We start from the raw sequence: 26,264 nt of genomic DNA on the forward strand, positions 1-26,264 counted from the left end.
AGCCAGCTAGGCAAGCAATTTCTTCAATTCTTGGAGACGCTGAGTTGCCGCATTCAGAATCGGCTGTGGTACAGGCGATTCATAGTCTAGACCATGCGGGAACGTAGCTCGTCCGATATAAACGGATTCCACTTGCAGCACAGCGTGAGAGGATTCCAGCTTACCTTCAATTGCGCGGACATTGAAGCGCAGGAAGTATTCTTCACGATTTGTGCGGTCTTCCAGCTTCAGATCGTACGTAGCGCGGTAATATTCCCATTGCCAGCGAACGAAGCCGAGCTTCTCCGCTGACTCGTCAAGGTGCGCGAGTTCGCTAGTCATGCCGTTCAGGCCTGTATTCTCAATAATCATAGTAGGGTGATCCTCCTTCAAGCTACAGAACAGGTTTTCTTCTTATTCATGATAGTATTTTTCATGGGCCAGTGCAAGCCTAACTCCCGTGGCCGCAAGGCGCAAAAAGTGACATATTTACGAAAAATGTTGCCTGAAATCGCCAAAAAACAAATTTCAGTTCACTCTCTCATTCTGGTACAATAGGGGATAAGTCAATTATGAGCGAGGGGGTTTGTAAGCGTGAGTATAACAAACAAGATGGAGGCACAGCTGCAAACTGTCTATCCGAATATGGTTCAGTGGCGCAGGTATTTGCATCAGCATCCGGAGATCTCTTTTCATGAGAAGGAAACCTCTCGGTGGATTGAGCAGCAGCTAGCGGATCTAGGCTGCGAAGTGAAGACGAGAGTCGGCGGAGGTTATGGACTGGTCGCTTCTATTTATGGCGATAAGCCTGGGCCGGTTGTTGCCCTTCGAACCGATATTGATGCACTCCCCATTCAAGACGAGAAACTGACGGAGTACGCTTCGCAAGTACCCGGTGTTATGCATGCATGCGGTCATGACGCGCATACGGCAACGATGCTTGCCATTGCCCGCTTCTATAGTGAAAATAAAGAACATTTTGCAGGAGAGAGAAGATTGATCTTCCAACCTGCGGAAGAGGTATCGCCGGGCGGTGCAATGGGGATGATTGCCGGTGGGGCGCTCGAAGGTGTCGATGCGATCTATGGCGTGCATCTATGGACGCCGCTTCCATATGGCTTGGCCGCAACGAAACCGGGACCGTTCATGGCGGCTCCTGATGAAATTTATATCGATATCGCAGGCAAAGGCGGACATGGCGGATTACCGCATGAAACCGTCGATGCCGTGTTGGTCGCTTCGGCGATTGTGCAAGCCATTCAGTCGATCGTAAGCCGAAATGTGAACCCGCTTGATCCTGCCGTTGTTTCGATCGGTTCCATTCATGCGGGCTCGACGGCCAATGTTATAGCTGAACGCTGCCGGATGACGGGGACAGTACGTACATTCACCGATGAGGTCAGATCGTTTATTCAGGACAGACTGAGGACGATCGTAACGCAGACGGCGGCTATGTATGGCGCTACTGCAGAGCTGGAGTACCGAGATGGGTATCCTCCGGTAGTCAATGATGCGGGAGAAGCAGCAAGATTCTTCAAGGTGGCACCTGAGGTGTTTGGCGCCGAGGGCGTACAGGAATCCGCACTGATTATGGCTGGGGAAGACTTCACTTATTATTTGCGCGAAGTACCGGGCTGTTTCATGTTTGTAGGCGCTGGCAATGAAGCTTGCGGAGCTACCTATCCGCATCACCATCCGAAGTTTGATTTGGACGAACGCGCGATGCTGCATGCAGCGAAGCTCATGATTGCCATGGCGGAGGATTTTGCGGAACAAGGCACAGTTTAATTCATAAAAAGTCACCAAACGGCAAACCTACTGTTGAAATCCATGCATACGCTCGAACGTGTTCGTGCGATTCATCAAGGAGGGAACTGCAATCGTGACGCGACTAGTAAAGGAATTAATGTCTACCGACTGTGTGACAGCGACACTGCTGGATAATGTTTATGAGCTTGCTGTATTGATGAAGGATCATGATATCGGCTTCGTTCCCATCGTGGATGGGAAGAAATTGATCGGTGTTGTGACGGACCGCGACTTGGTTGTTCGTGGCTACGCCGAGAAACATTCCGGTTCCACAGCAGTTTCAGAGGTGATCTCGAAGGATGTTGTGACGATCGATGCGAAGACGACAGTGGATGAAGCGGGCAAGCTGATGGCTTCCCATCAAATTCGACGTCTGCCGGTTGTCGAGGATGGAAACTTGATCGGAATTGTTGCGATTGGAGACTTAGCCGTTCGAGAGATATACGTCGATGAGGCTGGAGATGCACTCAGCAGCATATCGCAAGAGATGCACAGCGAGCAGCCATCGATCATCCATTAAGGTCCGCGTTAGAAGAAGCGATTTGGCGTTTAACCGCCGAATCGCTTTTTTGTGCATGCATAATCCTGCCGGAAACTTTCAATACTGAGGGAAGAAACATTAGGCGACATGCATGCCAAATGACCGAGTCAAGGAGATGATGGGATGTATAAACGCGAGCTTCGCCCCTTATGTGTCCAGGCTGACTTTACCGTGCTTCTTGATGAACGGCATCAGGATTCGGATGCAGCCAGGGAGCAGCTAAGCCGGTTTGCCGATCTGGTGAAACGGCCCGGACATCTACATACGTACCGAATCACACCGATGTCGCTCTGGAACGCAGCTTCCACAGGGATGACACCTCAGGACATGATTCAAATACTCGACGAACATAGCTGCTACGAGATTCCGCTTCAAGTGACAACCGGAATTCGCAAACTGGCAGATCGATATGGCAAGCTGATGCTGCAGCAAACCCCAGAAGGGGAGCTCCTTCTGTTGGGTGAAGAGGAATTACTGAAGCTGCTTAGTGCCAATAAGACAATCGCTGCATTTCTACTGCCTGCCGGAAACGTTGAGCAGCGAGAAGTCCGACTCGAAGCCAGAGGACTGCTTAAGCAAGAACTCATTCGACTGGGCTATCCGGTTATCGACTTGGCTGGTTATCGGCACGGTGAAGCGCTCGAATTGGAGATTCGGGAGAAAGCCGTGAGCGGCAAATCGTTTCAATTGCGTGATTATCAGGAGCGGGCCGTGAATCTCTTCTATCGCGAAGGTCAAGCCGATGGCGGGAGCGGGGTATTGGTGCTGCCATGCGGAGCGGGCAAAACAATTATCGGGATTGCAGCACTTGCACGTCTTCGCTGTGACACCTTAATTCTGACATCGAATGTGACATCGGTTAACCAATGGAAAGCGGAGCTTATCGATAAAACGACCTTGACCGATCAGGAAATCGGAACGTATGCCGCCACTGCCAAAGAAGTGCGTCCCGTGACCATTGCCACCTATCAAATTCTGACCAGCCGCCGGCGAAAAGGCGATGAATACAGCAATATGAGACTGTTCGGAGAGCGGAACTGGGGACTGATCATCTATGATGAGGTACACTTGCTCCCGGCACCGGTATTCCGCATGACAGCCGACTTACAGGCAACGCGGCGTCTGGGCTTGACGGCGACTCTCGTACGTGAGGATGGCCACGAGGAAGATGTTTTCTCGTTAATCGGTCCGAAGCGATTCGACCTTCCTTGGAAGACGCTGGAGGCTCGTCAATGGATTGCATCGTTAGCATGCACTGAAATCAGGCTGCCGCTGGCCCATGAGGATATTGAACACTATGTGGCGGCGACTGAGAGGGAGAAAGTGAGAATAGCAGGCGAAAACACGGACAAAATCAAAGTTGTCCGTGAGCTGCTGCAGTACCACCAAGGGAAGCCGGCGCTCGTTATCGGTCAATATTTGACGCAATTGCATCTTCTTGCCGAGGCACTAGGAGCACCTGTCCTTACTGGCGAGCTGCCGCATGAGGAGCGGGCTGCGCTTTATGAAGCCTTCAAGACCGGTCAAATTCCGGTGCTTGTCGTCTCTAAGGTGGCGAACTTCGCCGTGGATCTGCCTGATGCCGCGGTTGCGATTCAAGTATCGGGAAGTTATGGCTCACGGCAAGAGGAAGCGCAGCGAATCGGGCGAATCCTCCGTCCGAAACGAGGGGATAACCAAGCCTGGTTCTACACGATTGTTTCCCAGGGAACCAAGGAAACGGACTATGCAAGCAGAAGACAGCTCTTCCTGCTCGAACAAGGGTATCGATATACACTTAAAGAATGGTCTGAAATGGAACCGTTATTGCAAACCAATGCGGAGCAGTCGAATGCGGGACTTCGGGAGGCCGCCCTGTGAAAGTACAAGAGATCGTGAATCGATTGTCTGAAACGCAAATCGACGAAATCAACGCTTGTCCGGTTTGGCGCTTCAGTGAGACTGAAACATGGCCGGATGTCATGTTGAGTCGTTCTGGCTCGGAATTAGCTTGGTCCGCATTGTCGAAACAAGCTTCGATTGCATTAGAAGTTGTGCTCTGCGCATTTGGTCCGTTGCCGTTTAGCGAGGAGCAGCTGCTTCTTGCTGCTCGGTCAGGCGTGGCGGGATCCGAATTGCGCTGCGGTCTGCTTCGGCTCATGGAAGCCGGAATCGTCTTTGCCGTTCGCAAGGGCTGGGGAGAGAAACAGTATCTGCTGCCACATGATTTGTATCTCACCTGGTACGAAGCGATGATCAGCCTCCAGCATAAACGCATGTCCGATATCGTGCCTGTCCCGAATGAGATCGACTCGCGGCATATCGTTTCCATGGATATGGAGGAGAATGGTTATACGCCGCCTTTAAGCCTTCAATGCGTGCATGTGATGGCGGAGCTGGTTAACACCGGCATGAAACGGACATCTAAAGGCGTTCTGACGAAGCGTGCGATCTTAAAATGCACGGAGCAGCTTGCTGTCGACAGCAATCATCTGAATGCAGTTGCAGAATTATCGCTTGCTGCACCGGGAGAACCTTATCCGCTGCAATTGGCTTTTTTCCTCGATATCGCATATGAAAATCAGTGGCTGTGTGAGTTGCAAGGCACGTACGCCATTCAAGAAGACAGATGGAACAATTGGCTTGAAAGCGACCCGATGAGGCGCGAGACGGAGCTGCTTGCACAAATCATCCGTCTTTACTTGGAGAGAAGCCCATCTGCAGCGTCTGGAATAGCTTCGCTTTGCATGCTGCCTCGTAATAAGTGGTTCCGGATTGCGGATCTAGATACGCAGCACTTGCTCCGCCAAGATTCCCTGTCAAAGCGTCAGCCGTCAGCTATTACGGCGTGGAGCAGCTTGTTATGCGCATTAGGGTGGATGGAAGCCGCGATTGACGAACAGGGAGGCAGCGTAATTCGCTGGCTCATACCGCCTAACGCCTCGATGAACGGCGACGACTCCTATGTAGGACAAACCGGACAAGATGGTCTGCTGCAAATTACGCCGGATGGTGATGTCTATGTCCCCGGTGATAGCTCGTACCAAACGATCTGGCAGCTCGAACGGTTGGTGACGCGCAAACGTACCGACTACACGGCCGTGTATCGACTGGATGCTCGCAGCTTTAAACAAGATGAACTGCTTCACGCGACCCAAGAAGGGGTAATTAATTTCTTGGAGAGCGCTTCAGGAGAAGCGCTGCCTGAAACCGTTCAGGCCATAATAGTCCAAGCAGTCACAGCAACTTCTGGACGTCCGGCGAACAGCCCGATCGAAGAAGCCATTCCATTAGAAATAAACGAATACATAGAACCACTCCCGCTTATTCAAAATGGCAACGTCGTACAGACTTACGAATTGTTAACCGAAAAACAGCCTCTGAAAGCCATGTTCGTTGGCATTGAGGATGTTCCCTCGATGTGGCTGAAGCAGTTCAGAGCCTATCACAGCTCCACAAGAAGGGAACTGATGGAACTGGCGTTAAGCTGGCGAACTCCGGTTAAACTAAGCTGCGAAGGCGCTGTAAAGCCGTTTGTTCCCGAACGTATCGTGGACGAGGATGGCGGGTGGAGTGTGATGGGACATTTTGTACTTGAGGAGAGTTACGCTCCCGCTAAACTTATGCCCGAGATGTGGCAGGAAATGATGCTCGTTCTGCCAACGGAAATTGGTAGTTTTTAGCGCCGGGATACAGCCTTCCTCTACCTTTTTCGGTGATTGATATGGTATGATAACAATTAGGCGCAAGCCAAGTGTTCATAAAGGGGCGGATATCATGCAAACCATGCCATTATCAGACCCTATAGAGCTTGAAATGAATGATCATTCCTCGCTTGATATGGGACAGCTGTTATTAAACGCCTACGAAATTGGCGATATGGTAAACCAGTCGGTTGAAGTGGCCGAATACGCATATTGGAAGACAGTAGTAGATCAAGATGAGCAGGTCCACCAGCTCGTTAAGCAATTCGATAAAGCCAAAGAACAATTTGTCGATTGCGAGCGATTCGGACGTTTCCATCCGGATTTCAATGCCGCTAAAGATAAAGTGGAAGCGATTCAGCGGCAATTGAACGAGATTGAATGCGTCAGCCGATTTAAGGCTGCCGAGCAGCAGGTGGATGATCTGCTGCATGATATTGCGAAGCAAATCGCAGGCTCGGTTTCGGAGACGATCAAGGTTCCGAGCAATGATCCGCTTCCAAAGGGTGGCGGCAGCTGTGGCAGCGGCGGTTCTTGCAGCTGTGGCAGCGGGGGCTGCGGATAAGCAAAGAGAGAGAAACGGGGGAGCTTGCATGTTTTCGGAACGCGTCGGATATATTGTATGGGTCAGTGATCTCAAGGCTGCCCGTTCGCTGGAGAAATACGGCACAGTGCATTACATGTCCCGCAAGATGCATTATGTTGTGATGTACATGAACGCAGATCGCGCTGACGAGGTAGTCCGCAACATGGGGCGCCTGCCGTTCGTGAAGCGGATCGAACGTTCGTACCGCAACGAAATTAAGACCGAGTATACGCAAGGCGTGCCGGATAAGACACGATTCTATAGTCTGTAAGAATAAGAAGCCCCAACTGAACCTGTAGTTGGGGTTTTTTCCTACATTTCTACATACATTTAATTACAATTTTGGGGAGAGTTTATTTTAATATTGAAAAATGTGACAGGCATGCTACAATTAAATGGAAAGTACATATAGATCATAAGGCCTACTGCCGGGGAGGAGGGGTGGATCGCAATGAAAGACAAGATGACGGATAGATGGAACACCTACGAATCGTTCCACGTCGTACTTGGAGACAAGAAAGTGGCTGATATCGTCATCACGAACCACGCTAAGAGTCGTTGGTCAGATCGCGTTGAAAGCGCCAAGACCGGCTTTGAAGATATTGCAGACTATATGTGGCAATGCTTGAAACAAGGAAGAATTGAGCCTTACTATCGAAATGAGCAGGATGTGTACTTAATTGATGACGATCTCGTGTTCGTTGCCGAATTCGCGGTACTTGAAAAAGAAACCGATTTGACAGGGAACCCACTGCACAAGATGATAGTAGTCACGTTTCTTGGTCGAATGTCTGAGACTATTGAACTACGTGATCTAAAGTCCTATTACTCTTGGCTTAGGCATTCCAGAAGAATGACATTAATTAAAAATAGTAGGAAACGGAAATAATATTTCTCAATTATAGAAAAAGCATGAGTGTTCGCGCTCATGCTTTTTAATTTGAGCGCGAGTTTTCGCCGTAGTTTCATGTATAATGAGTGGTAACAGAAAGGAAGGGATGCCCTTCATGGCGCTCAATTTTCATCAACTCCATATTTTCTATACGGTTGCAGAACGCGGGAGCTTCTCTGCAGCTGCTCAAGCACTGCATATGACACAGCCTGCCGTAACAATGCAGGTGCAGTCGCTCGAAGATTATTTCGGCACGAAGCTCCTGCAACGTTCCACGAAACGAATCGAATTGACGGAAGCAGGGCGTGCCCTAATGCCTTACGCTCAGCGCAGTATCGATTTGATTCGCGATACGGACGTCCAAATGTCCAAATTTACGACGCAGCTTAAAGGCAGGCTGCAGCTTGGGGCGAGCTTAACGATCGGCGAATATATTTTGCCGCGTCTGCTTGGGCCGTTCGGACAGGAATACCCGCATATCTCCATTAGCATGAAAGTAATGAACACGGCGCAGCTCATGGAGGAGATCGTCAATCACCAGCTTAATTTCGGCTTGATTGAAGCGCCTGTCAATCATCCGGACATGCATATGGAAGCCGTGATGAGCGATGAACTTCAGCTTATCGTAGGCAAGTCGCATCCTCTGGCGAATGCGGAAATCGTCGATCTGGAGGAAGTGATGAGCTTTCCGTTCGTCCTGCGCGAACAGGGCTCGGGTACTCGTCTTGTCATGGAAGAGCAGCTCAGAGTGAAGAACATGGATCTCTCTGAAATGAAGATTGTCATGGAGCTTGGCAGTACAGGTGCTGTAAAATCCGCCGTGGAAGCAGGACTTGGCATTTCCTTTGTATCGAGCTCTTCCATTAAACATGAAGTTGCCTTAGGTTTAATCAAGACGATTCCAATTCGGGATGTCCGGTTTAAACGGCAGTTCTATTCCATCTTCTTGAAGTCGGCGCTGCTGCCGATATCTGCGGTGACCTTTCTCAGCTTCTTGAGAGAAAGAGATTTAAATCAATGGCTGTGATGAGCAGTCGTGCAGATTTGCATACGCATACAACGGCTTCCGACGGCATGCAGCGGCCGGCGGATAATGTTGAGATGGCCAAGACACGCGGTCTTGGGGCGATTGCAATCACGGACCATGACACCGTGGAAGGACTGGCAGAAGCGCTTGAAGCGGGAGCGCGGCTTGGCATTACGGTTGTGCCAGGTGTAGAAATAAGTACTGTCGCCGATGGACGCGACATACATATACTGGGATATTACATTAACTGGGATACACCTGAATGGAAAATGAAATTAGCATCGCTAGGAGATACTCGTGATCAGCGAAATCATATGATTATTGCGAAGTTATGTGATCTCGGTCTCCCCATCACGATGGAGGAAGTCATGGATGCGGCACGTGCACAAGGGAAGGACAGCGGCTCGATCGGTCGTCCTCACATCGCAGCAGTGCTCGTAGACAAAGCCTATGTGAGCTCTATGCAGGAGGCGTTCGACCGGTACCTCGCAGAAGATGGCGCAGCTTATGTGAATCCGCCAAGGCTGCATCCTTTTGAAGCATTGGAATGGATTCGAGAAGCCGGCGGAACGAGTGTGATCGCACATCCCGGAATTTATGATAATGACGTGCTTGTAGAGTCCATCATTAAGCAGGGGGCAAAGGGAATCGAGGTCTATCATCCGGATCATTCAGCAGAAGATGAAGAACGCTATTTAATGCTGGCAACTCGATATAATCTGATCGTTACCGGAGGTTCCGATTTTCACGGCGAACGCCATGGGGTCGTATTTCATGGCGAGATGGGAAGCAAGACTGCCCCGATGGACGTACTGAGTCAACTCAATCCTTCACGGAGGTAGATGCCATGATTGACGGGCTTTACACAATCAAAGAAGTCTCCTTGCTGACCGGGTTGTCCACACAGCTCATCAGGAAGTGGGAGAAGCGATACGAGGCGGTGAGTCCGCTGCGTATGCCTAACGGCTATCGCGGTTACACGTCGCACGATATTGGAATCATTCGTTGGTTGAAGTCCCGTGTCGAAGAAGGCAGACCAATTGGTATGGCGGTTGCAGAGCGGAAGCGGCTTAAGGGCAGCCTGGAGGAGTCAAAGGAAGGCTTCAACGTAAATGCTGAGGTGGATTCGGCAGGGCCTGTCGAAATTCTGATGCACTACTTGGAGAAAGTGGATCTGCGCGGCGCTGATCAGGTGTATCGACAAGTGAGAGAGCTTCATTCCATGGAACAGCTGCTTTCACAAGTGATTAAGCCCGCGCTGCTTGAGCTCGGGGAACGGTTTGAGCGCGGCGAATTATATGACTGCAAGGAATGCTTCTGCAGTCAATATATCCGCGAAGTTGTCATGACCAGCCGAATTGGCAGGGAATAAGAAAAGGGGTTATCAGAACCATGCCGGGCGACCGTGCGGCTGGTGAGATAACCCCTTTATGATTTGTACGGAAAGTCTACGCCTTGATGTGGGAAGGCAGTTCTTTCAAGCGCTGTTCATCCGGCGTAATGAACAATGTTTTCTGATGATCGTAGATTACGTATCCCGGCTTGGCTCCGCTAGGCTTCTTCACATGGCGAATCAGCGTATAATCGACAGGCACGGAGCTGGAAGACTTGGCTTGGCTGAAATGAGCGGCAAGCATAGCGGCTTCTTCCAGCGTTTGATCATTGAAGCCGGTTCCGCGAATGACAACATGGGAACCTGGGATATCTTTGGTATGCAGCCAAGTGTCATTCGGGGCCGCTGTCTTATTGGTTAAGAAATCATTCTGTGTGTTGTTCTTCCCGACATAGATAGCCACACCTTCGGATGATGTATAGCATAGCAGCGCCGGCTGCTTCGGTTTCTTCTTCTTCGCACCGCGTTTCTCGCGAGCGCGCATGTACCCTTGTTCTGCAAGTTCGTCACGAATTTCATCGATATCGGACAATGAAGCACTTTCGAGCTGCTGAAGCAGCGAAGCCAAGTATTGAATTTCCTCGCGTGTGCGCTGCATCTGTTCGGCAACGATAGCGAGGCTGTTGCGGTACTTCGTATATTTCTTGAAATAGCGCTGTGCATTCTGAGAAGGCGTGAGCTGCGGATCAAGCTGAATGGTGATCATCGGCTGCTCTTCTTCGTAGTAGTTGATGGTCTCGATGGAGCTGTCTCCACGCTTCAAGGTATGCAGATTAGTCGTCAACAGCTCGCCAAGAATACGGAGCTGATCCGCCTCGCCGGCTTCCCGCAGTGTTTCGTCCAGCTTCTCCAGCTTCTTCTCATTCTTGTTGCGCTCATTCTGGAGGAATCGGATGAGATCCGAAACACGCTGCTTCACTGTATCGCGAAGCGCCTTATCGCCATAGAAGGCTTCCAGCAAGGTGCTTACGGATGGGAATGAAGTCGATTCGCCAGTAAGGTGAGTTAGAGCTGTAACGGAGAAAGAAGCTTTGCCATTGTGAGGCAAGGTGACTAGCTGCGGCTCATACCGATGCTCAGCGAATTGCTGCATCATCTCGTGGAATGATGGCCAGAGCAGCTGTGCCATACGTTGTACATCCACGCTTGAATCATAGACTTCATCCGTGCTGCTGTTTGCTGACCGGTAGACAAGCTCTTTGGCAAGCAATGGACTGATCCCGCTAAATGCCGCGACCAGCAGCTTATCCGGCGTGAGTGAGCTTGCCGGAAGCGGTTTAGGCGCAGTACCGAAATGGATGCTGTCTTCGTCAGGAACCGGCGGGTTAAGCAATGTATCTGCCGCAGTAGTTAACGAATGGGTAAATCGCTCAGCATCCGTAACAGACAGCGGATCATCCTTTCCTTGTTCAGGAGGCGCTACATAGGTAGTCCCGGGCATGATCACACGGAAGCTGCTGATTGCAGGCGTGACATGATGGATGCCGTCATGAATCGTCTCCGAAGCGACGTCGAGCAGAATGATATTGCTATGACGCCCCATCAGTTCAATGACGATGCGTTTATAGAACATGTCGCCAAGCTCGTCCCGTTGACGGATATCGAAGTGAATGATTCGCTCGTTTCCAACCTGGCGTACGGCTTCAATGACACCGCCTTCGCAATATTTGCGAAGCAGCATGCAGAACATCGGCGCTTCCATCGGATTGATATAAGTCTGCTCGGTCCAGTGGACGCGCGGATAGGTCGGGTTTGCGGATAGCAGCAGTTTGCCCTGCGCACCGTTGCCTCGAATTTGCAAGACCAGGTCGTGTGAAGTGGGCTGATGTATTTTATAAATGCGCGCACCGATTAAGGTTTGCAGGTCATGTGTGACGGCGCGAGTTACGATTCCATCTAATGCCATGATGCTCTTTATCCCCTTTGTTTCTGTTTCATTTCACTATCATGCCATATTCGAGACAAAAACTTAAGTCCCAAGCTGGGATATTTTGCAGTTTGTCCGAATACATTTAGGCCATATAGGCTGTCCGTCAGGCGGCAAGTAACAGGAGGGAGGGCGGGGCATGGAACAAGGGAAGTGGCACCAACTGGAAACAAGCGAGCTTGCTGAGGCGCTGCAAGCTTCTTTGGATACCGGTCTTGCACCAAGTGTAGCAGCAGAACGTTTGCGAGAAGTCGGTCGAAATGAGCTGACGGAGGGGAAGAAGGTTCCTCCGATTATGCTGTTCCTCGGTCAGTTCAAAGATTTTATGGTGCTTGTGCTCATGGGGGCAACATTGATTTCCGGTTTGCTCGGCGAATATTTGGATGCCATCACGATTGTGGCCATCATCGTCATCAACGCGATACTGGGGTTCGTGCAGGAATTTCGAGCGGAAAAGTCGCTTCGCGCACTAAAGGCGTTATCCGCACCACTGGCGAAGACACTGCGTGGAGGAGAGTCTGTCGTTGTGCCTGCAAGTGAATTGGTACCGGGAGACCTCGTAGAGCTGGAAAGCGGAGATCGTATTCCTGCTGACATTCGCTTCATTGAGGCGAACAGCTGTTATGCCGAGGAGTCTGCGTTGACCGGCGAATCCGTTCCGGTTAACAAGCACTGTGTTGTGATCAGGGAAGAGGAGATTCCTCTTGGAGACATGCGCAACATTGGATTTATGGGGACGATGATTACCCGTGGAACGGCTAAGGGGATTGTCGTTCGTACCGGTATGAATACCGAGATGGGTAAAATCGCAAACCTCATTCAGCAGACCGAAACGATGGAAACGCCGCTGCAGCATCGTCTTGAGCAGCTCGGCAAAATTCTCATCGTTGTCGCACTGGCGTTAACTGTAATGGTTGTAGTGGCCGGTATCTTGCACGGACAACCTGCCTACGAGATGTTTCTAGCGGGAGTAAGTTTGGCCGTAGCCGCAATTCCGGAAGGGCTGCCGGCTATCGTAACCATTGCGCTAGCACTTGGTGTTCAGCGGATGATCAAACGCCGAGCCATCGTACGAAAGCTGCCCTCCGTGGAGACGCTCGGCTGCGCGTCGGTTATTTGTTCGGACAAGACAGGAACACTTACCCAGAACAAAATGACCGTGACTAAGCTGTGGATCGGCGGTCAAGGGATGGATGTTACCGGGGACGGCTATGAGCCGACAGGCTCCTGCTTCGAAGGAGGCAAAGCAGTCGATCTTAAGCAGCACCAGCCGCTGCGCAGGCTGCTGCAAATCGCGGCATTGTGCAACAACGCATCCGTTACTCGTATCGATGACGAGCAGGATGCGAAGCGCAAGAAGTCCAAGACGACATTCGTTCAAGATGAGTGGGTGCTGAAAGGCGATCCGACAGAAGGGGCATTGACTGTCCTTGCCGGTAAGCTCGGCGTCACCTTGAAGTCGCTTGAAGGACTATATCAGCGGGTCAAAGAATTCCCGTTTGACTCGGAACGTAAGCGGATGTCCGTGCTCGTCAGCCACCAAGGCGGCCGCCTTGTATGCACCAAAGGAGCGCCTGACGTTCTGATGGAGCAATGTTCATACATTCTGTGGGACGGCAAAGTCGTTCCGTTTACGGCTACTTTAAGGCAGAAAGTGAACAATGCCAGTGAAGACATGGCGCAATCGGCGCTGCGCGTCTTGGGTTTCGCATACCGGGATTTAAGATCGCACGATGCAGCCGAAGATGAAGCCGATGTGGAAAATCAACTGATCTTCGTAGGTCTCTCCGGCATGATCGATCCGCCGCGCCGCGAAGTTCGTGAATCCATCGCGAACTGCCGCCGCGCCGGAATTAAGACTGTGATGATCACAGGCGATCATCAGCTTACCGCGGAAGCGATTGCGGGGCAGCTTGGTATTATGCCAAGAGGCGGTATTGCGATCAGCGGGCAGCAATTGAACGGAATGAACGAAGAACAGTTGGATCGACTCATTGATAACATCTACGTGTATGCGAGGGTGTCGCCGGAGCATAAGCTTCGTATCGTGAAGGCGCTGCAGCGCAAGGGCCATGTCGTTGCCATGACAGGCGATGGCGTCAACGATGCGCCTGCCATTAAAGCGGCGGATATCGGAATTGCGATGGGCATCACCGGAACGGACGTTTCGAAGGAAGCCTCTTCGCTTGTGCTAAGCGATGATAATTTCAGCAGCATCGTGGCAGCGATCGAAGAAGGACGCAGCATCTACGAGAATATCCGTAAATTTATCCGCTATTTGCTGGCATCCAACGTAGGCGAAATTTTGACGATGTTCTTGGCCATGATGGCTGGTCTGCCGCTTCCGCTCGTGCCGATTCAGATTCTCTGGGTCAATCTGGTTACAGACGGATTGCCGGCGATGGCGCTTGGCGTCGACCAAGCCGAGAAGGATCTCATGCAGCAGAAACCTCGTTCGGCGAAGGAAAGCATATTTGCTCGCAGGCTGGGCTGGAAAATCATTAGTCGAGGCATCCTGATCGGCGTTTGTACGTTGGCTGCCTTCTGGGTAACACTCCGAACGGCGCCGAACGATCCGAATAACCTTATTCATGCTCAAACCGTAGCTTTTGCCACACTCGTTATGGCACAGCTCATTCATGTATTTGATTGCCGCAGCTCTCGTTCGATCTTCCACCGTAATATCCTGCAAAATAAATACTTGCTGTTCGCGGTGCTATCGTCTGTTCTGCTGATGATCGGCGTGCTCTATATTGAAGCACTGCAGCCGATTTTCAAGACCGTGCCGCTTGGTTTCCGCGATTGGTGCTTAGTCCTTGTAGCAGCGGGCATTCCAACGTTCATGATGGGGATCGGCAGCGTACTCGGCACAACCGAGAAGAAGAAAAAATCCAATTGGCCGCTTAGCGGGCCGAAATCAGTGACTAGATAAGGGATGGAAACCGGTGGTTAATCGCTGCCGGTTTCTTTTTGCATGGGTTTAACCTTCACCTAAGGTTATGGTTTATACTGAGTGCAGGAGGCGAAGCATGAAGATCAACGACTTGGCGAAGAGACTGAATGTCACTCAGCGAGCTATACGATTATACGAATCAAAAGGGCTTCTGAAGCCGGAGCGCGGACAAGATAACGGCTATCGCTACTACTCGGAAGGCGAAGCTTGGCGATTGCAAACGATCTCGTCCCTGCGTGAGCTCGGACTTAGCATAGAACAGATAAAAGCTCTTATGTCGAAGCTGGATCAAGGGGATTCAGCTACCGTTCACCACTATCTCGAATTGCAGCGCATGGCGCTGACAGCAAAGTGGGTAGAGTGGAAATATGCGATCGGCATGCTCGATGAGCTGATTGCGAGATTCGAACAGAAGCAGCGGTTGGACGTGGAAGATTTGTTTCAATTGACAGGCGAGCTTAAACAGATTCAGTACAGCCAGTCTACTTGGATGGATACGTGGAACTTCGATCAGATCGCTGCTGTCTATGATTGCTCGGAAGCCATGCTGTCGACAGGTTCTGTATTGTCCCAAGCCGAATATGAGACGGCGCTCGATTTCATTGTCCAGTGGGTGTCGCCGAAATCAGGCGAGCAGGGGCTCGATATCGGAACCGGCACAGGCAATCTAGGGGGCAAGCTGTTAGCTCTTGGAGCTGAGATGTCGGCAGTGGATCAATCCAAAGAAATGCTGGCCAAATGCAGGGCGAGGTTTCCTTCTATGAACGCCAAACTCGGGAATGCACTGGCACTGCCGTTCTTGGACAAGCAGTTCACTCTTGTTGTGTCGGCTTTCGCGCTGCATCATCTGAATGCTGAGCAGCAGCTGCTTGCGCTTGATCAAATGGATCGTGTTCTGGCGCCGGGCGGCAGAATTTGCATGGCAGGTTTGATGTTTGAGGGGGGACCCGGTAGTTCAGGTTCAAGTGCAAGTTCAAGTGCAATGCCGCCGGGTACCACGAAACATCCCTCGAATCGGCAGGAGCTGCTGGAATGGTTTAGAACGCATGACTATATCACCGTGTCGCATGCGATGAATCCATGGATTCATGTCGTCTATGCGGTGCGCAAACATTGAGTTGACCTTCACCTTGCGTCAGCCCTTAAGCTTGCGTTGAAAGCCATTATAGGAGGGAAACGCATGCCGGATCATGATCAAATTTATCAAAGTGAAGCGGAACGTTATGACAAGTTGGTTTCGTTCGAGGATGTCAATCACAATTTGCTGCATACCATCAAGCGAATCGTACCAGCATTAACAGAGTCAGCAGTTCTCGATATCGGTGCAGGTACAGGCCGGTTAACGACAATGCTCGCTCCGATTGCCGCATCCATTACAGCAACCGACGCTTCCGGCGCCATGCTCGAGGTGGCATCAAGCAAGTTGTCATCTCTCGGTTTATCGAATTGGAAGACTGCGGTTGCTCGGCATGATGAGCTGCCTCTGGGGAATAGCAGTGTCGATCTTGTAACCGCAGGATGGACCATCTGTTATGCCACGAGCTGCAACGTCGAGGGCTGGAGGTCGAATTTGTCCGTCATCATGGATGAAATCAGAAGGGTGATGAAACCCGGCGGGACATGCATCATCTTCGAAAACTTCGGCACCGGCTCATCAGTTCCGAACCCGCCGGACTTCTTAACGGCCTATTATGCAGCTCTTGAGAACGAATACGGCTTCGAACACGAAGCCATTCGAACCGATTATCACTTCGAGACTGTCGAAGACGCTGTCTCCATTACGAACTTCTTCTTCGGAGACTGGCTCAGCACACAAGTGCAAGCAAGCAACAGTCCAGTGGTCGAAGAGTGGGCCGGCGTGTGGTGGAAGAGATTTGATTAGTTCATAGCAACTGCCGGGGCGGGATGGGGCCACGGCAGTTTTTTTTGTGGCTTTCAATTTGCTAAAGCGTCTTCCTTCGCCAAAGGTCGAGGTTGAAAATGTTGCAGATTATGCAACATATCTATTTGAAAATGGATCAAATAGAGAAAATGTTGCAGATTATGCAACAAACCTCGCTTATCCGGCCCCATAGCGACCTATTCAGCTTAAAAAGTTGCATATTGCGCAACATTATGTCGGCTAAGGCTAGCCTTAGCGTTGAGATGTTGCACAATCTCCAACTTTATGGCTGACAGGCCATGCGAACCTGAGAAACCGCTAGAAAGCGGGCGGTCCCAAGATGGCCAGGCCGCTCTTATCTGCCACTGGCATGGCAGGATAGTTGGTTGGGATACTGAGAGTTTGAATTTAGGACTCTCAGCTTTAGTTGGATGTGTTTTCGGCGCTGCGAGATCACATTTCGCACTCTCGTCACACGCCGCAGGGACATTATGATTAGTTGGGATACTGAGAGTTTGAATTTAGGACTCTCAGCTTTAGTTGGATGCGTATTCGGCGCTGAGAGATCACATTTCGCACTCTCAGCACACGCCGCAGGGATTTTATGGTTAGTTGGGATGCTGAGCGTTCAGTTTCAGGACTCTTAGCTTTAGTTGGATGTGTATTCGGCGCTGAGAGTTCATTTTTCGCACTCTCAGCACACGCCGCAGGGATTTTATGGTTAGTTGGGATGCTGAGCGTTCAGTTTCAGGACTCTTAGCTTTAGTTGGATGTGTATTCGGCGCTGAGAGTTCATTTTTCGCACTCTCGTCACACGCCGCGGGGAGTATATGGTTAGTTGGGATACTGCGAGTGCGATTCCAGGACTCTCAGCAGTAACCTGCAATATCGTGACCGATTATGCAGCCGTTGATGATTTCAACTTCGGAGTTGTTATAGCATTTCATCCATACGTAGACGTGACTTAGCATTGCGGCCGGTGTAGATCGAGCGCCCCAGAAGCAGGCGGCCCCTAGATTGCCAGGCTGCGCAGAGGCCGATCGGGCAATCAGGCAATTTCCCTGCCAGGCTGCGCAGAGGCCGCCCGGCAATTTCCCCAAACCAACTTCTCCGCCAGGAAACAGGCGGCCAACAGATTGCCTGTGCGGCGAAGCCGCACACTGGCAATCCCATCCTTTCCACGCACCAATAGTAAAGCGTGTCCCGAACGGGACGAAAGCGACCCTAGCACGCATCGGATCTATTGCGTCTCTAAGGCGGACCTCGTTACGATGGTCCCGTAGGGACACCAGGTAGATAGTAAGCTCCAAAAGTAAAGGCGTGTCCCGAATGGGACGAAAGCGAGGATGAGCACGTATGATCTCGGGAGCGCTTCTCTGCTGCACAAACGTTAGTCAGTTTCCGGGTGTCCAGAGGGCGGAGTCCTTGGGGTCCCCCTTTCTAAGGGGGATTTAGGGGGATTTCCATGGGATGGCCGTTTAGTACAACAAAGTGATGCAATAATGCAAAGATTAAGGTACACTAAATAAATTATAATGGATCCAGAGATTTCAATCATAAAGTTCGATCGGACAAAAGGGAGTGCGAGTAGATGAATTTTACGAAGATGCATGGATTGGGCAATGACTTTATCGTTGTCGAAGGAGAAACCAAATTACCGGATAACGCAGCCGAGCTCGCGGTACAGCTTTGCAATCGCTTTTTCGGCATTGGTGCCGACGGACTTGTTTATATTTTACCTTCAGAGAATGCCGATTTCCGGATGCGCATCATGAACTCCGACGGGTCCGAAGCAGAGCAATGCGGCAATGCCATTCGCTGCGTTGCGAAATATGTATTCGATAATGGGTTAACAGATAAAGAAACGCTGACTATTGAAACGCTGGGTGCAGGTGTGCAAGAAGTGCAACTGACAGTCGAGAACGGCAAAGCCGTACTGGTACGCGTCAATATGGGACAACCGATTCTTGAAGGCCTCAAAGTGCCGACGACAATCGATGCCAATCCGGTCATTAACCAATCGATCGAAGTGGACGGACGCGAGTTCAAATTCACAGCCGTATCGATGGGCAATCCACACTGTGTGATTTATGTAGAAGATGCAGTTAACTTTGATCTTGCAGCTTGGGGGCCGAAGCTTGAAGTGCATCCGATGTTCCCTCGCAAAATCAACGTGGAGTTCGTAACGGTTCGTTCGAAAGACTTCACCGATATGCGGGTATGGGAACGCGGCGCAGGACCTACTCTTGCGTGCGGAACCGGAGCATGCGCAACAGTGGTTGCTTCTGTATTGAATGGATACACTGATCGCACAGCAACGGTATCGCTGAAAGGTGGAGACTTGCTGATCGAGTGGAACGAAGAGAATAATTATGTTTATATGACAGGACCGGCAGCAGAAGTATTCCGTGGTACAATCTAAGGAATCACAGGATAGCATGAAGGAGTTTTGAATAATGAAACCGGATTTACGGGAAGCGCTACAAGCGCGCATCTTGACCGGGGACGGCGCGATGGGAACCTATCTCTATGGGATGGGGTTCCCTGTCGGCGTTTCATACGAAGAATTTAATGTCTTGCGTCCAGAGGTCATCGCAGATGTGCACCGTCGTTACTATGAAGCGGGGGCACGGGTCATCGAGACGAATACGTTCTCGGCGAATCTGGCCAGCCTCTCGCATTATGGATTGGATTACGAAGTCGAGGCGATCAATCGCGCAGGTGTTCAGATTGCGCGTGACGCAGTCGGCAGCGATGCCTATGTAGTCGGAGCTGTCGGTTCGATTCGTGCAGGTAAACGCAAGAATATCACGGCAATGCAGCTCGAGCAGCTGTTTCATCAACAAATGGATGCGCTTCTGAATGCTGGCGTCGACGGCATTTTGCTAGAGACATTCTATGATCTTGAGGAAGCATTGCTGGCGCTGCGCGTCGCTCGCAAGCTCTCGGATGTTCCGGTCATTTGCCAATTTGCGGTGGAGAAAGAAGCGGTTACGCAAGACGGTCATCCACTTGCCATCGCGTTCAACAACTTGAAGCAAGAAGGCGCAGATGTGGTCGGCTTTAACTGCAGAAGCGGCCCGAACGGCATTATGCGCGCAATCGATTCGATTGTCGGCGAGATCGTCTTGCCGCTCTCTGTTTTCCCGAATGCGGGCATTCCGGATTATGTGGATGGCAAATATATGTTCTCGGCGACACCGGAATATTTTGCGCAATCGGCTCGCAAATTCGCGGACCGTGGCGCGCGGATCATTGGCGGCTGCTGCGGAACTACACCGGAGCATATCGCGGCCATTGCCAAGTCGCTGGAAGGGTATACGCCGCAACCGGTAGAGCCCGAGACTCAACAGCACCAAGTTGTTCAGCACGAACGTATTACCTTGGTACCGCCGCAGCAACCCGCGGAACCTACGATCGTGGATTTGGTCAAGGAGCGCCACACGGTAATCGTAGAGCTAGACCCGCCGAGAGACCTCAACATTCAGAAGTTTATGGATGGTGCCAGAGCGCTTAAAGAAATCAAAGCGGATGCCGTGACTATGGCGGACAACTCGCTGGCTGTCACACGGATGAGCAACATCGCACTCGCGTCGCTCGTTCAGCATCAAGTCGGCATTCGTCCGCTTGTTCACATCGCATGCCGCGATCGCAATTTGATCGGTACGCAGTCGCATATGATGGGGTTAGATGCACTTGGCATTGACCATGTCCTAGCCGTGACCGGTGATCCTGCTCGTTTCGGTGATTTGCCGGACTCCAGCTCCGTTTACGATCTCACATCATTCGAGATGATTCGTATGATCAAGCAACTGAATGAAGGCATCGCATTCTCGGGCAAAGCGCTCAAGCAGCAAGCGAATTTCATTACAGGCGCTGCTTTTAATCCAAACGTCAAATATTTGGACAAGGCAATAGCGCGTCTCGAGAAAAAAATAGATTCCGGTGCAGATTACATCATGACGCAGCCGGTTTATGATAAAGAACTGATCGTTCGCATGGCGGAAGCAACGAAGCATTTGTCCGTCCCGATCTTTATCGGCATCATGCCGCTTGCGAGTGGTCGTAATGCCGAATATTTGCACAATGAGGTACCTGGTATTCAGCTATCCGATGACGTACGCAGACGGATGGCCGGTTTAGAAGGCGAAGAAGGACGAGCGGAAGGCGTTCGAATCGCGGAGGAACTTCTGGATACCGCATTGGAATATTTCAAGGGCATCTATCTGATAACGCCGTTTATGTTCTATGAGATGACGGTGCAGCTGACAGATTATGTCTGGAGAAAAACGAGTGTGAAAACGGGCTAAGCCCGTTTCTTCTTGCGTTTATGCAATAAGACTTGTTCGTATTGTAAAAATGAATTAGAATAGTCATTGGATGCACTTGCCATGCCGCTTCGGATGCGATAGAATAGGGGACCTGACTATCGCTTCATATCTTGCAAGCAATCAGCTGGCCGAACGTATGCTCCGGACATTTTTCGTCAAGAATAATGCAATATTCTGTCATCAAACTTTAAGGTTCCGGCAGAAGATTCGACTCCATCATTCTTGCGCTTATCTATACATCGTGTTCTATTGCATGATCATGCACGGGAGATACCGGAGGGGAACAGAAATGGCCATTAAGCTCATTAATATCGGTTTCGGAAATATCGTTTCCGCCAATCGAATCATCTCGATTGTAAGCCCGGAATCGGCGCCGATTAAACGGATTATCCAAGAAGCTCGCGACCGTCATATGCTGATTGATGCTACATATGGACGCCGCACACGCGCTGTTATTATTACGGACAGCGATCACGTTATTCTGTCGGCCGTACAACCGGAGACGGTTGCTCATCGGTTGTCGACTAAGGATGACGATCACGACGAATAGTGACGGGGAGTAATATGAATAGAGGATTGTTAATTGTATTATCCGGCCCATCGGGCGTAGGCAAGGGAACGGTTTGTTCCGAACTTCGGCATAAGCAGAATGACCTCATTTATTCCGTTTCGGCAACCACGCGCTCTCCCCGTCAAGGTGAGATCGACGGCATTAATTATTTTTTTAAATCAAGAGAACAGTTCCAAGACATGATTGCGAAGGATGCCCTTCTGGAGCATGCGGAATATGTCGGTAATTACTACGGCACGCCGCGTGATTTTGTTGAGCGTACACTTGCTTCAGGCAAAGATATCATTCTTGAAATTGAAGTGCAAGGCGCGTTAAAAGTGAAAGAGAAGTTTCCGCAAGGTGTCTTTATTTTCTTGGTGCCGCCATCTCTTGATGTGCTTAAGCAGCGCATAACGGGACGCGGAACAGAGAATGCCGATATTATTGACCATCGCATGTCTGTAGCGGTGGAAGAGATGAATCTTATTCATTATTACGATTATGCAGTCGTGAATGATCAGATTGACGCTGCGTGTCATCGCATACAGAGCATCATCGTAGCAGAGCATTGCCGTCGTGACCGATTTATCGCAGAGCTTGAGGAAGTGAAAGAAGCTTCCGAGAAAGCCTAGCATGAGTGAGGTGAAGGAACGTTGTTATATCCATCGATTGATGAAATGATGAAGAAGGTCGACAGCAAGTATTCCTTGGTTGTCGCGGCATCGCGTCGTGCCAGAATGCTTCGTGACGGAAGCAAAACAGAAATCCGTTCCCCAAGATCCCATAAGTATGTGGGAATTGCCCTCGAAGAAATCTACCAAGATATTCTTGTAGTAGAGAGCACGTTGAACAAGAAGGACTAAGAAATTCATGAAGTACAACGATAACAACCCTAGCGGTTGTTATTTTTTTAGGGAATCCATGATGCTACAGCGTAAGAGGAGTGATCATAGATGCTGAAAGGGAAAACAATTGTACTTGGCATCTCCGGCGGAATCGCAGCTTATAAAGCGGCAACCGTGTGCAGCAGATTGGTGCAAGCAGGTGCGAATGTGCGAGTCATCATGACGGAATCGGCAACGAAGTTCATTGCGCCGCTCACGCTGCAAACGCTGTCGCGTCATACCGTATATACGGATACGTTTGACGAATTCGATCCATCGGTTGTTGCGCATATCAATGTGGCGGACAGTGCGGATTTGGTCGTGATCGCACCGGCGACAGCCAACATATTGGCAAAAATGGCGCATGGTATCGGCGATGACATGCTAAGCACGACGCTTCTGGCCACGACGGCGCCGATTCTTATCGCGCCAGCCATGAACGTCCATATGTACGATCATCCGGCTGTTGCGCATAATATGGCGCTGCTCGCGGAACGCGGAGCACGCTTCGTGGAGCCTGGCACCGGATTACTCGCATGCGGCTATGTCGGCAAGGGTCGTTTGGCGGAGCCGGAAGAAATCGTACAGGCTGTAAAGCAGTGGTTCGAGCAGAGCCAAGATTTAGCGGGCAAGCAAGTAATCGTCACTGCAGGCGGAACCGTGGAACGACTGGATCCGGTCCGTTTCCTGACCAACGACTCTTCAGGCAAAATGGGCTTTGCCCTAGCGGAAGCAGCAGCGAATCGCGGTGCCAACGTCACGCTAATTGCAGCTCGCACAAGCGCAGATCCTATACAAGGCGTGAACGTCGTCCATGTCGAATCTGCGGAGGACATGCTGCAAGCCGTATTGGAACGATATGACACTGCGGATTTGGTGATCAAAGCGGCGGCCGTTGCGGATTATCGGCCGGTAGTGCGTGCTGACCGCAAAATCAAGAAAAGCGAAGAGAAGCTCGTCATCGAGTTGGAGCGAACGACGGATATCCTGAAGACGCTCGGCGAGAAGAAGAAACATCAGTTTCTCGTCGGCTTCGCTGCCGAAACCGACCAAGTGGCGCATTACGCGATGGATAAGCTGGTTCGCAAGCATTGCGATCTCATCGTGGCAAACGATGTATCGCAAGAAGGTGCCGGCTTCAACGTCGATACGAATATTGTGCAGCTGTTCGGCGAGGAAGGGCTTGTGGAGGCGATGCCGATGCTTCGCAAACGTGAAGTGGCCGACCGGTTAATGAGCATCATTACACAGCGGATGCAAGCCAAGGCAGCAGCGGCCAAGGGGGCCGCGGAATGATTGCCAAAGTCATCGTAGATGTGCCGAGCCGTGCGACGGATCGGCCTTTTGACTATACGATACCTGCTGGGCTGCTTGGGTGGGTGGAGATCGGCAGTCGAGTAGGTGTTCCATTCGGAGGACGCGTTTTGCAAGGATTCGTAATTGGCCTCGCTGATTATGCGGATGTAGACGTTAACAAGTTGAAGCCGATTACTGAACTGCTGGATCACATGCCGCCACTATCGCCGGATTTGGTCGAGCTGGCACAATGGATCAGCGAGAAATATTTCTGCCCGCTTACAACCGCCCTTCAAGTGATGATTCCTGCAGCACTCAAGGGGAAAGCGGACTCCGTCGTCACCATCTCCGAAGAAGAACAGGACGATGCTTGGCTTCATGCCGGCGAAGTGGAGGCCCCTTGGCTTGCATTTATTCGCGCGAGCGGCGGACCGGTACGAATGGCGGCTTTGCAGGAACGTTTTCCGGAGGATGCAGTTGCAATCAAGCAGGCCATTAAGCAAGGGATTTTGACGGAACAGGTTTCGATCAAGGATCGGTTGTCCGTTCGTAAAGTGCTGACGATCTACCCGCCTGATAACGAAGCGTTGGCTCAAGAAGCGTTACTGAATTATTCTGCGCGCGCTGCCAAACAACAAGAAGTTCTTCGCTATATGCTGGAAAACCGTGAGCCGATTACAATGACTGCGCTCGTTGAGACCTTGTCGACGACATCCAGCACCATTCGCGCAGTTGCGGATAAAGGGTGGATTACGCTCCGCGATGTCGAACAGCAGCGTGATCCTTACGCAGGACGCAACTTCAAACGGACCGAACCACTTCCGTTAACGGAAGGACAGCAGGCCGTTTATGAAGAAATTGCGGAAGCGCTGGATGAAGAAGCGGCTCGTGTATTTCTGCTCCATGGTGTAACAGGCAGCGGGAAAACAGAAGTGTACCTGCAAACGATCGAGCGCTGCTTGCAATACGAGCGTCAGGCTATCGTGCTCGTTCCGGAAATCGCCCTCACACCGCAGATGGTAGAGCGATTCAAAGGACGTTTCGGCGATTCGGTCGCCGTCTTGCATAGCCGCTTATCTAACGGTGAGCGTTACGATGAATGGCGGAAGATTCGCGAAGGTCGCGCCCAAGTTGCGGTAGGGGCGAGATCGGCGGTATTCGCTCCGTTCCAGCGCGTAGGCTTGATTATCATTGACGAAGAACATGAGTCTTCTTATAAGCAAGAGGAGAGTCCGAAGTATCATGCGCGAGATGTTGCGGTGAGAAGAGCCAGGCAGCATGGCGCTGCCGTCGTACTGGGATCGGCAACACCTTCACTGGAGAGCTTCGCTGCTGCTTCAAGAATTCTCACAGCAACATCGGCTTCATCCTCTTCAGACGATGCAGCTAAGTCAAGCGGAGCCGCTCTTCTGCCTATGCCGCAGCGGGTCGGTAACCGTCCGATGCCCAAGGTTCATCTCATCGATATGCGAGACGAACTCAAAGCAGGCAATCGCTCCATGTTCAGCCGCCAGCTCCATGAAGCTCTTCTTGATCGGTTGGAGAAAGGCGAACAGTCGGTGCTGCTGTTGAATCGGCGCGGCTATTCAACGTTCGTGATGTGCCGTTCATGCGGATATACGGCGCAATGCCCGCACTGCGATATTTCGCTCACTTTCCATCAGAAGTCGCGCGTCATGCGCTGTCACTATTGCGGCCATGCCGAACAAGCGCCTGAGAAATGCCCGACTTGCGAGAGCGAGCATATTCGGTTCTTCGGAACAGGCACGCAGCGGGTGGAAGAGGAACTGGCCAAGCTGTTTCCGGGCATTCGCGTTATTCGGATGGATGTGGATACGACGACGGAGAAAGGCTCGCACGAGAAATGGCTGACCATGTTCGGGGAGCGTAAGGCAGATGTGCTGCTCGGTACTCAAATGGTAGCCAAAGGGCTGGATTTTCCATACGTTACTTTGGTAGGCGTTATTGCCGCAGACACATCGCTGCACTTGCCGGATTTCCGCGCTGCGGAGAAAACGTTCCAACTGCTGACGCAGGTTGCGGGTCGGGCCGGGCGGCATGAGCTGCTAGGCGAAGTCGTCGTCCAGACCTACAATCCCGAGCATTACGCGATCGTTGCAGCCCAGCATCATGACTATGCTGCATTCGTGCAAGAGGAGCTGAAGCATCGGCGCTTCATGTCGTACCCCCCGTTCTGCAGGCTTATTGTAGTGACCTTATCGGATGAGCAGCTGGCGCTTCTCATGACGGCAGGAGATAAACTTGCATCCACGCTTCGACAGCTGGCTTACGAGTCCGGCGTGAAAGGCTGGATCGATAGTGACGGCAGCCGGTTTATTGATATATTAGGGCCTGTCGCCTCTCCCATTCCGCGCATGAAAGATCGCTATCGTTTTCAATGTATGATAAAATATCGTGGAAACGTCGGGGCTATCGACCTCTTGAAGCAGGCAATCAGCATGATTTCGGGACCGCAGGGTCAACCGCCGGTGCAGATCAGCGTTGACGTAGATCCGCAAGTGATATTATAA

At 51.2% G+C, this 26,264-nt stretch carries 22 protein-coding genes; 20 read left to right on the plus strand and 2 right to left on the minus strand.

The features are described 5' to 3' along the window. Positions 1-6: 6 nt before the first annotated feature. Positions 7-351 carry a YugN family protein gene (locus BLW29_RS08520; protein WP_090978214.1) on the minus strand — a complete coding sequence of 115 codons (345 nt, stop codon included), beginning with the start codon at positions 349-351 and terminating at the stop codon, positions 7-9. A 222-nt stretch (positions 352-573) separates the two neighbouring features. On the opposite strand from BLW29_RS08520, the gene BLW29_RS08525 reads away from it, so the two are divergent. The 10 genes from BLW29_RS08525 to BLW29_RS08570 all read left to right on the plus strand — a co-directional run bounded on the left by BLW29_RS08525 (position 574) and on the right by BLW29_RS08570 (position 9,889). Continuing rightward, a complete protein-coding gene (locus BLW29_RS08525) occupies positions 574-1,767 on the plus strand; it encodes an amidohydrolase (protein WP_256208453.1) in 1,194 nt (397 codons plus the stop codon). 118 nt (positions 1,768-1,885) lie between these two features. Beyond that, positions 1,886-2,308: a CBS domain-containing protein gene (locus BLW29_RS08530; RefSeq protein ID WP_090978467.1), complete on the plus strand. Its 423-nt coding sequence runs from the start codon at positions 1,886-1,888 to the stop codon at positions 2,306-2,308. 144 nt (positions 2,309-2,452) lie between these two features. Then, positions 2,453-4,189, plus strand: a complete 1,737-nt coding sequence (locus BLW29_RS08535; protein ID WP_090978217.1) for a DNA repair helicase XPB — start codon at positions 2,453-2,455, stop codon at positions 4,187-4,189. Further along, the gene (locus tag BLW29_RS08540; protein ID WP_090978219.1) at positions 4,186-5,991 is read left to right on the plus strand and encodes a hypothetical protein; all 1,806 of its coding nucleotides are present in this window, start codon (positions 4,186-4,188) and stop codon (positions 5,989-5,991) included. The genes BLW29_RS08535 and BLW29_RS08540 overlap by 4 nt, the downstream gene beginning before the upstream one ends. Positions 5,992-6,085: 94 nt before the next feature. Next, complete coding sequence (locus tag BLW29_RS08545) at positions 6,086-6,577, plus strand: YlbF/YmcA family competence regulator (RefSeq protein WP_371264689.1); 492 nt, start codon at positions 6,086-6,088, stop codon at positions 6,575-6,577. A 28-nt stretch (positions 6,578-6,605) separates the two neighbouring features. Next, entirely contained in the window at positions 6,606-6,869 is a 264-nt protein-coding gene (locus BLW29_RS08550; RefSeq protein ID WP_090635781.1) for a YlbG family protein, read from the plus strand. Between the two features lie 180 nt (positions 6,870-7,049). Further along, complete coding sequence (locus BLW29_RS08555) at positions 7,050-7,487, plus strand: hypothetical protein (RefSeq protein ID WP_090978221.1); 438 nt, start codon at positions 7,050-7,052, stop codon at positions 7,485-7,487. Between the two features lie 118 nt (positions 7,488-7,605). Continuing rightward, positions 7,606-8,517 (plus strand): selenium metabolism-associated LysR family transcriptional regulator, encoded by a 912-nt coding sequence (locus BLW29_RS08560; RefSeq protein WP_090978223.1) that lies wholly within the window; start codon positions 7,606-7,608, stop codon positions 8,515-8,517. Beyond that, a complete protein-coding gene (locus tag BLW29_RS08565) occupies positions 8,508-9,359 on the plus strand; it encodes a PHP domain-containing protein (protein ID WP_090978225.1) in 852 nt (283 codons plus the stop codon). The genes BLW29_RS08560 and BLW29_RS08565 overlap by 10 nt, the downstream gene beginning before the upstream one ends. Before the next feature lie 5 nt (positions 9,360-9,364). After that, on the plus strand, positions 9,365-9,889 hold the full coding sequence (locus tag BLW29_RS08570; protein ID WP_090978227.1) for a MerR family transcriptional regulator: 525 nt from the start codon (positions 9,365-9,367) through the stop codon (positions 9,887-9,889). A gap of 76 nt (positions 9,890-9,965) precedes the next feature. Here BLW29_RS08570 and BLW29_RS08575 read toward each other — a convergent pair whose 3' ends face one another. Further along, complete coding sequence (locus tag BLW29_RS08575) at positions 9,966-11,816, minus strand: Rqc2 family fibronectin-binding protein (protein WP_090978229.1); 1,851 nt, start codon at positions 11,814-11,816, stop codon at positions 9,966-9,968. Between the two features lie 160 nt (positions 11,817-11,976). Here BLW29_RS08575 and BLW29_RS08580 point away from each other — a divergent pair, with 160 nt between their 5' ends. From BLW29_RS08580 to priA, 10 genes are all read left to right on the plus strand, one after another. Continuing rightward, the gene (locus tag BLW29_RS08580) at positions 11,977-14,769 is read left to right on the plus strand and encodes a calcium-translocating P-type ATPase, SERCA-type (RefSeq protein ID WP_090978231.1); all 2,793 of its coding nucleotides are present in this window, start codon (positions 11,977-11,979) and stop codon (positions 14,767-14,769) included. Between the two features lie 97 nt (positions 14,770-14,866). Next, complete coding sequence (locus BLW29_RS32000) at positions 14,867-15,907, plus strand: MerR family transcriptional regulator (RefSeq protein ID WP_177186541.1); 1,041 nt, start codon at positions 14,867-14,869, stop codon at positions 15,905-15,907. 63 nt (positions 15,908-15,970) lie between these two features. After that, complete coding sequence (locus BLW29_RS08590) at positions 15,971-16,672, plus strand: class I SAM-dependent methyltransferase (RefSeq protein ID WP_090978235.1); 702 nt, start codon at positions 15,971-15,973, stop codon at positions 16,670-16,672. Between the two features lie 1,591 nt (positions 16,673-18,263). Then, complete coding sequence (dapF, locus tag BLW29_RS08600; protein ID WP_090978239.1) at positions 18,264-19,094, plus strand: diaminopimelate epimerase; 831 nt, start codon at positions 18,264-18,266, stop codon at positions 19,092-19,094. Between the two features lie 34 nt (positions 19,095-19,128). Beyond that, on the plus strand, positions 19,129-20,982 hold the full coding sequence (locus BLW29_RS08605; protein WP_090978241.1) for a bifunctional homocysteine S-methyltransferase/methylenetetrahydrofolate reductase: 1,854 nt from the start codon (positions 19,129-19,131) through the stop codon (positions 20,980-20,982). 310 nt (positions 20,983-21,292) lie between these two features. Beyond that, positions 21,293-21,553, plus strand: coding sequence for an extracellular matrix/biofilm regulator RemA (gene remA / locus BLW29_RS08610; protein ID WP_020615370.1), 261 nt, complete (start codon positions 21,293-21,295; stop codon positions 21,551-21,553). Between the two features lie 14 nt (positions 21,554-21,567). Continuing rightward, complete coding sequence (gene gmk / locus BLW29_RS08615; protein WP_090978243.1) at positions 21,568-22,185, plus strand: guanylate kinase; 618 nt, start codon at positions 21,568-21,570, stop codon at positions 22,183-22,185. A gap of 21 nt (positions 22,186-22,206) precedes the next feature. After that, the gene (rpoZ, locus tag BLW29_RS08620) at positions 22,207-22,416 is read left to right on the plus strand and encodes a DNA-directed RNA polymerase subunit omega (RefSeq protein ID WP_090978245.1); all 210 of its coding nucleotides are present in this window, start codon (positions 22,207-22,209) and stop codon (positions 22,414-22,416) included. 90 nt (positions 22,417-22,506) lie between these two features. After that, a complete protein-coding gene (gene coaBC, locus BLW29_RS08625; RefSeq protein WP_090978247.1) occupies positions 22,507-23,733 on the plus strand; it encodes a bifunctional phosphopantothenoylcysteine decarboxylase/phosphopantothenate--cysteine ligase CoaBC in 1,227 nt (408 codons plus the stop codon). Next, entirely contained in the window at positions 23,730-26,264 is a 2,535-nt protein-coding gene (gene priA, locus BLW29_RS08630) for a primosomal protein N' (RefSeq protein ID WP_090978249.1), read from the plus strand. The genes coaBC and priA overlap by 4 nt, the downstream gene beginning before the upstream one ends.

This window comes from Paenibacillus sp. CF384 (assembly GCF_900106745.1).
Lineage (GTDB): Bacteria > Bacillota > Bacilli > Paenibacillales > Paenibacillaceae > Paenibacillus_Z.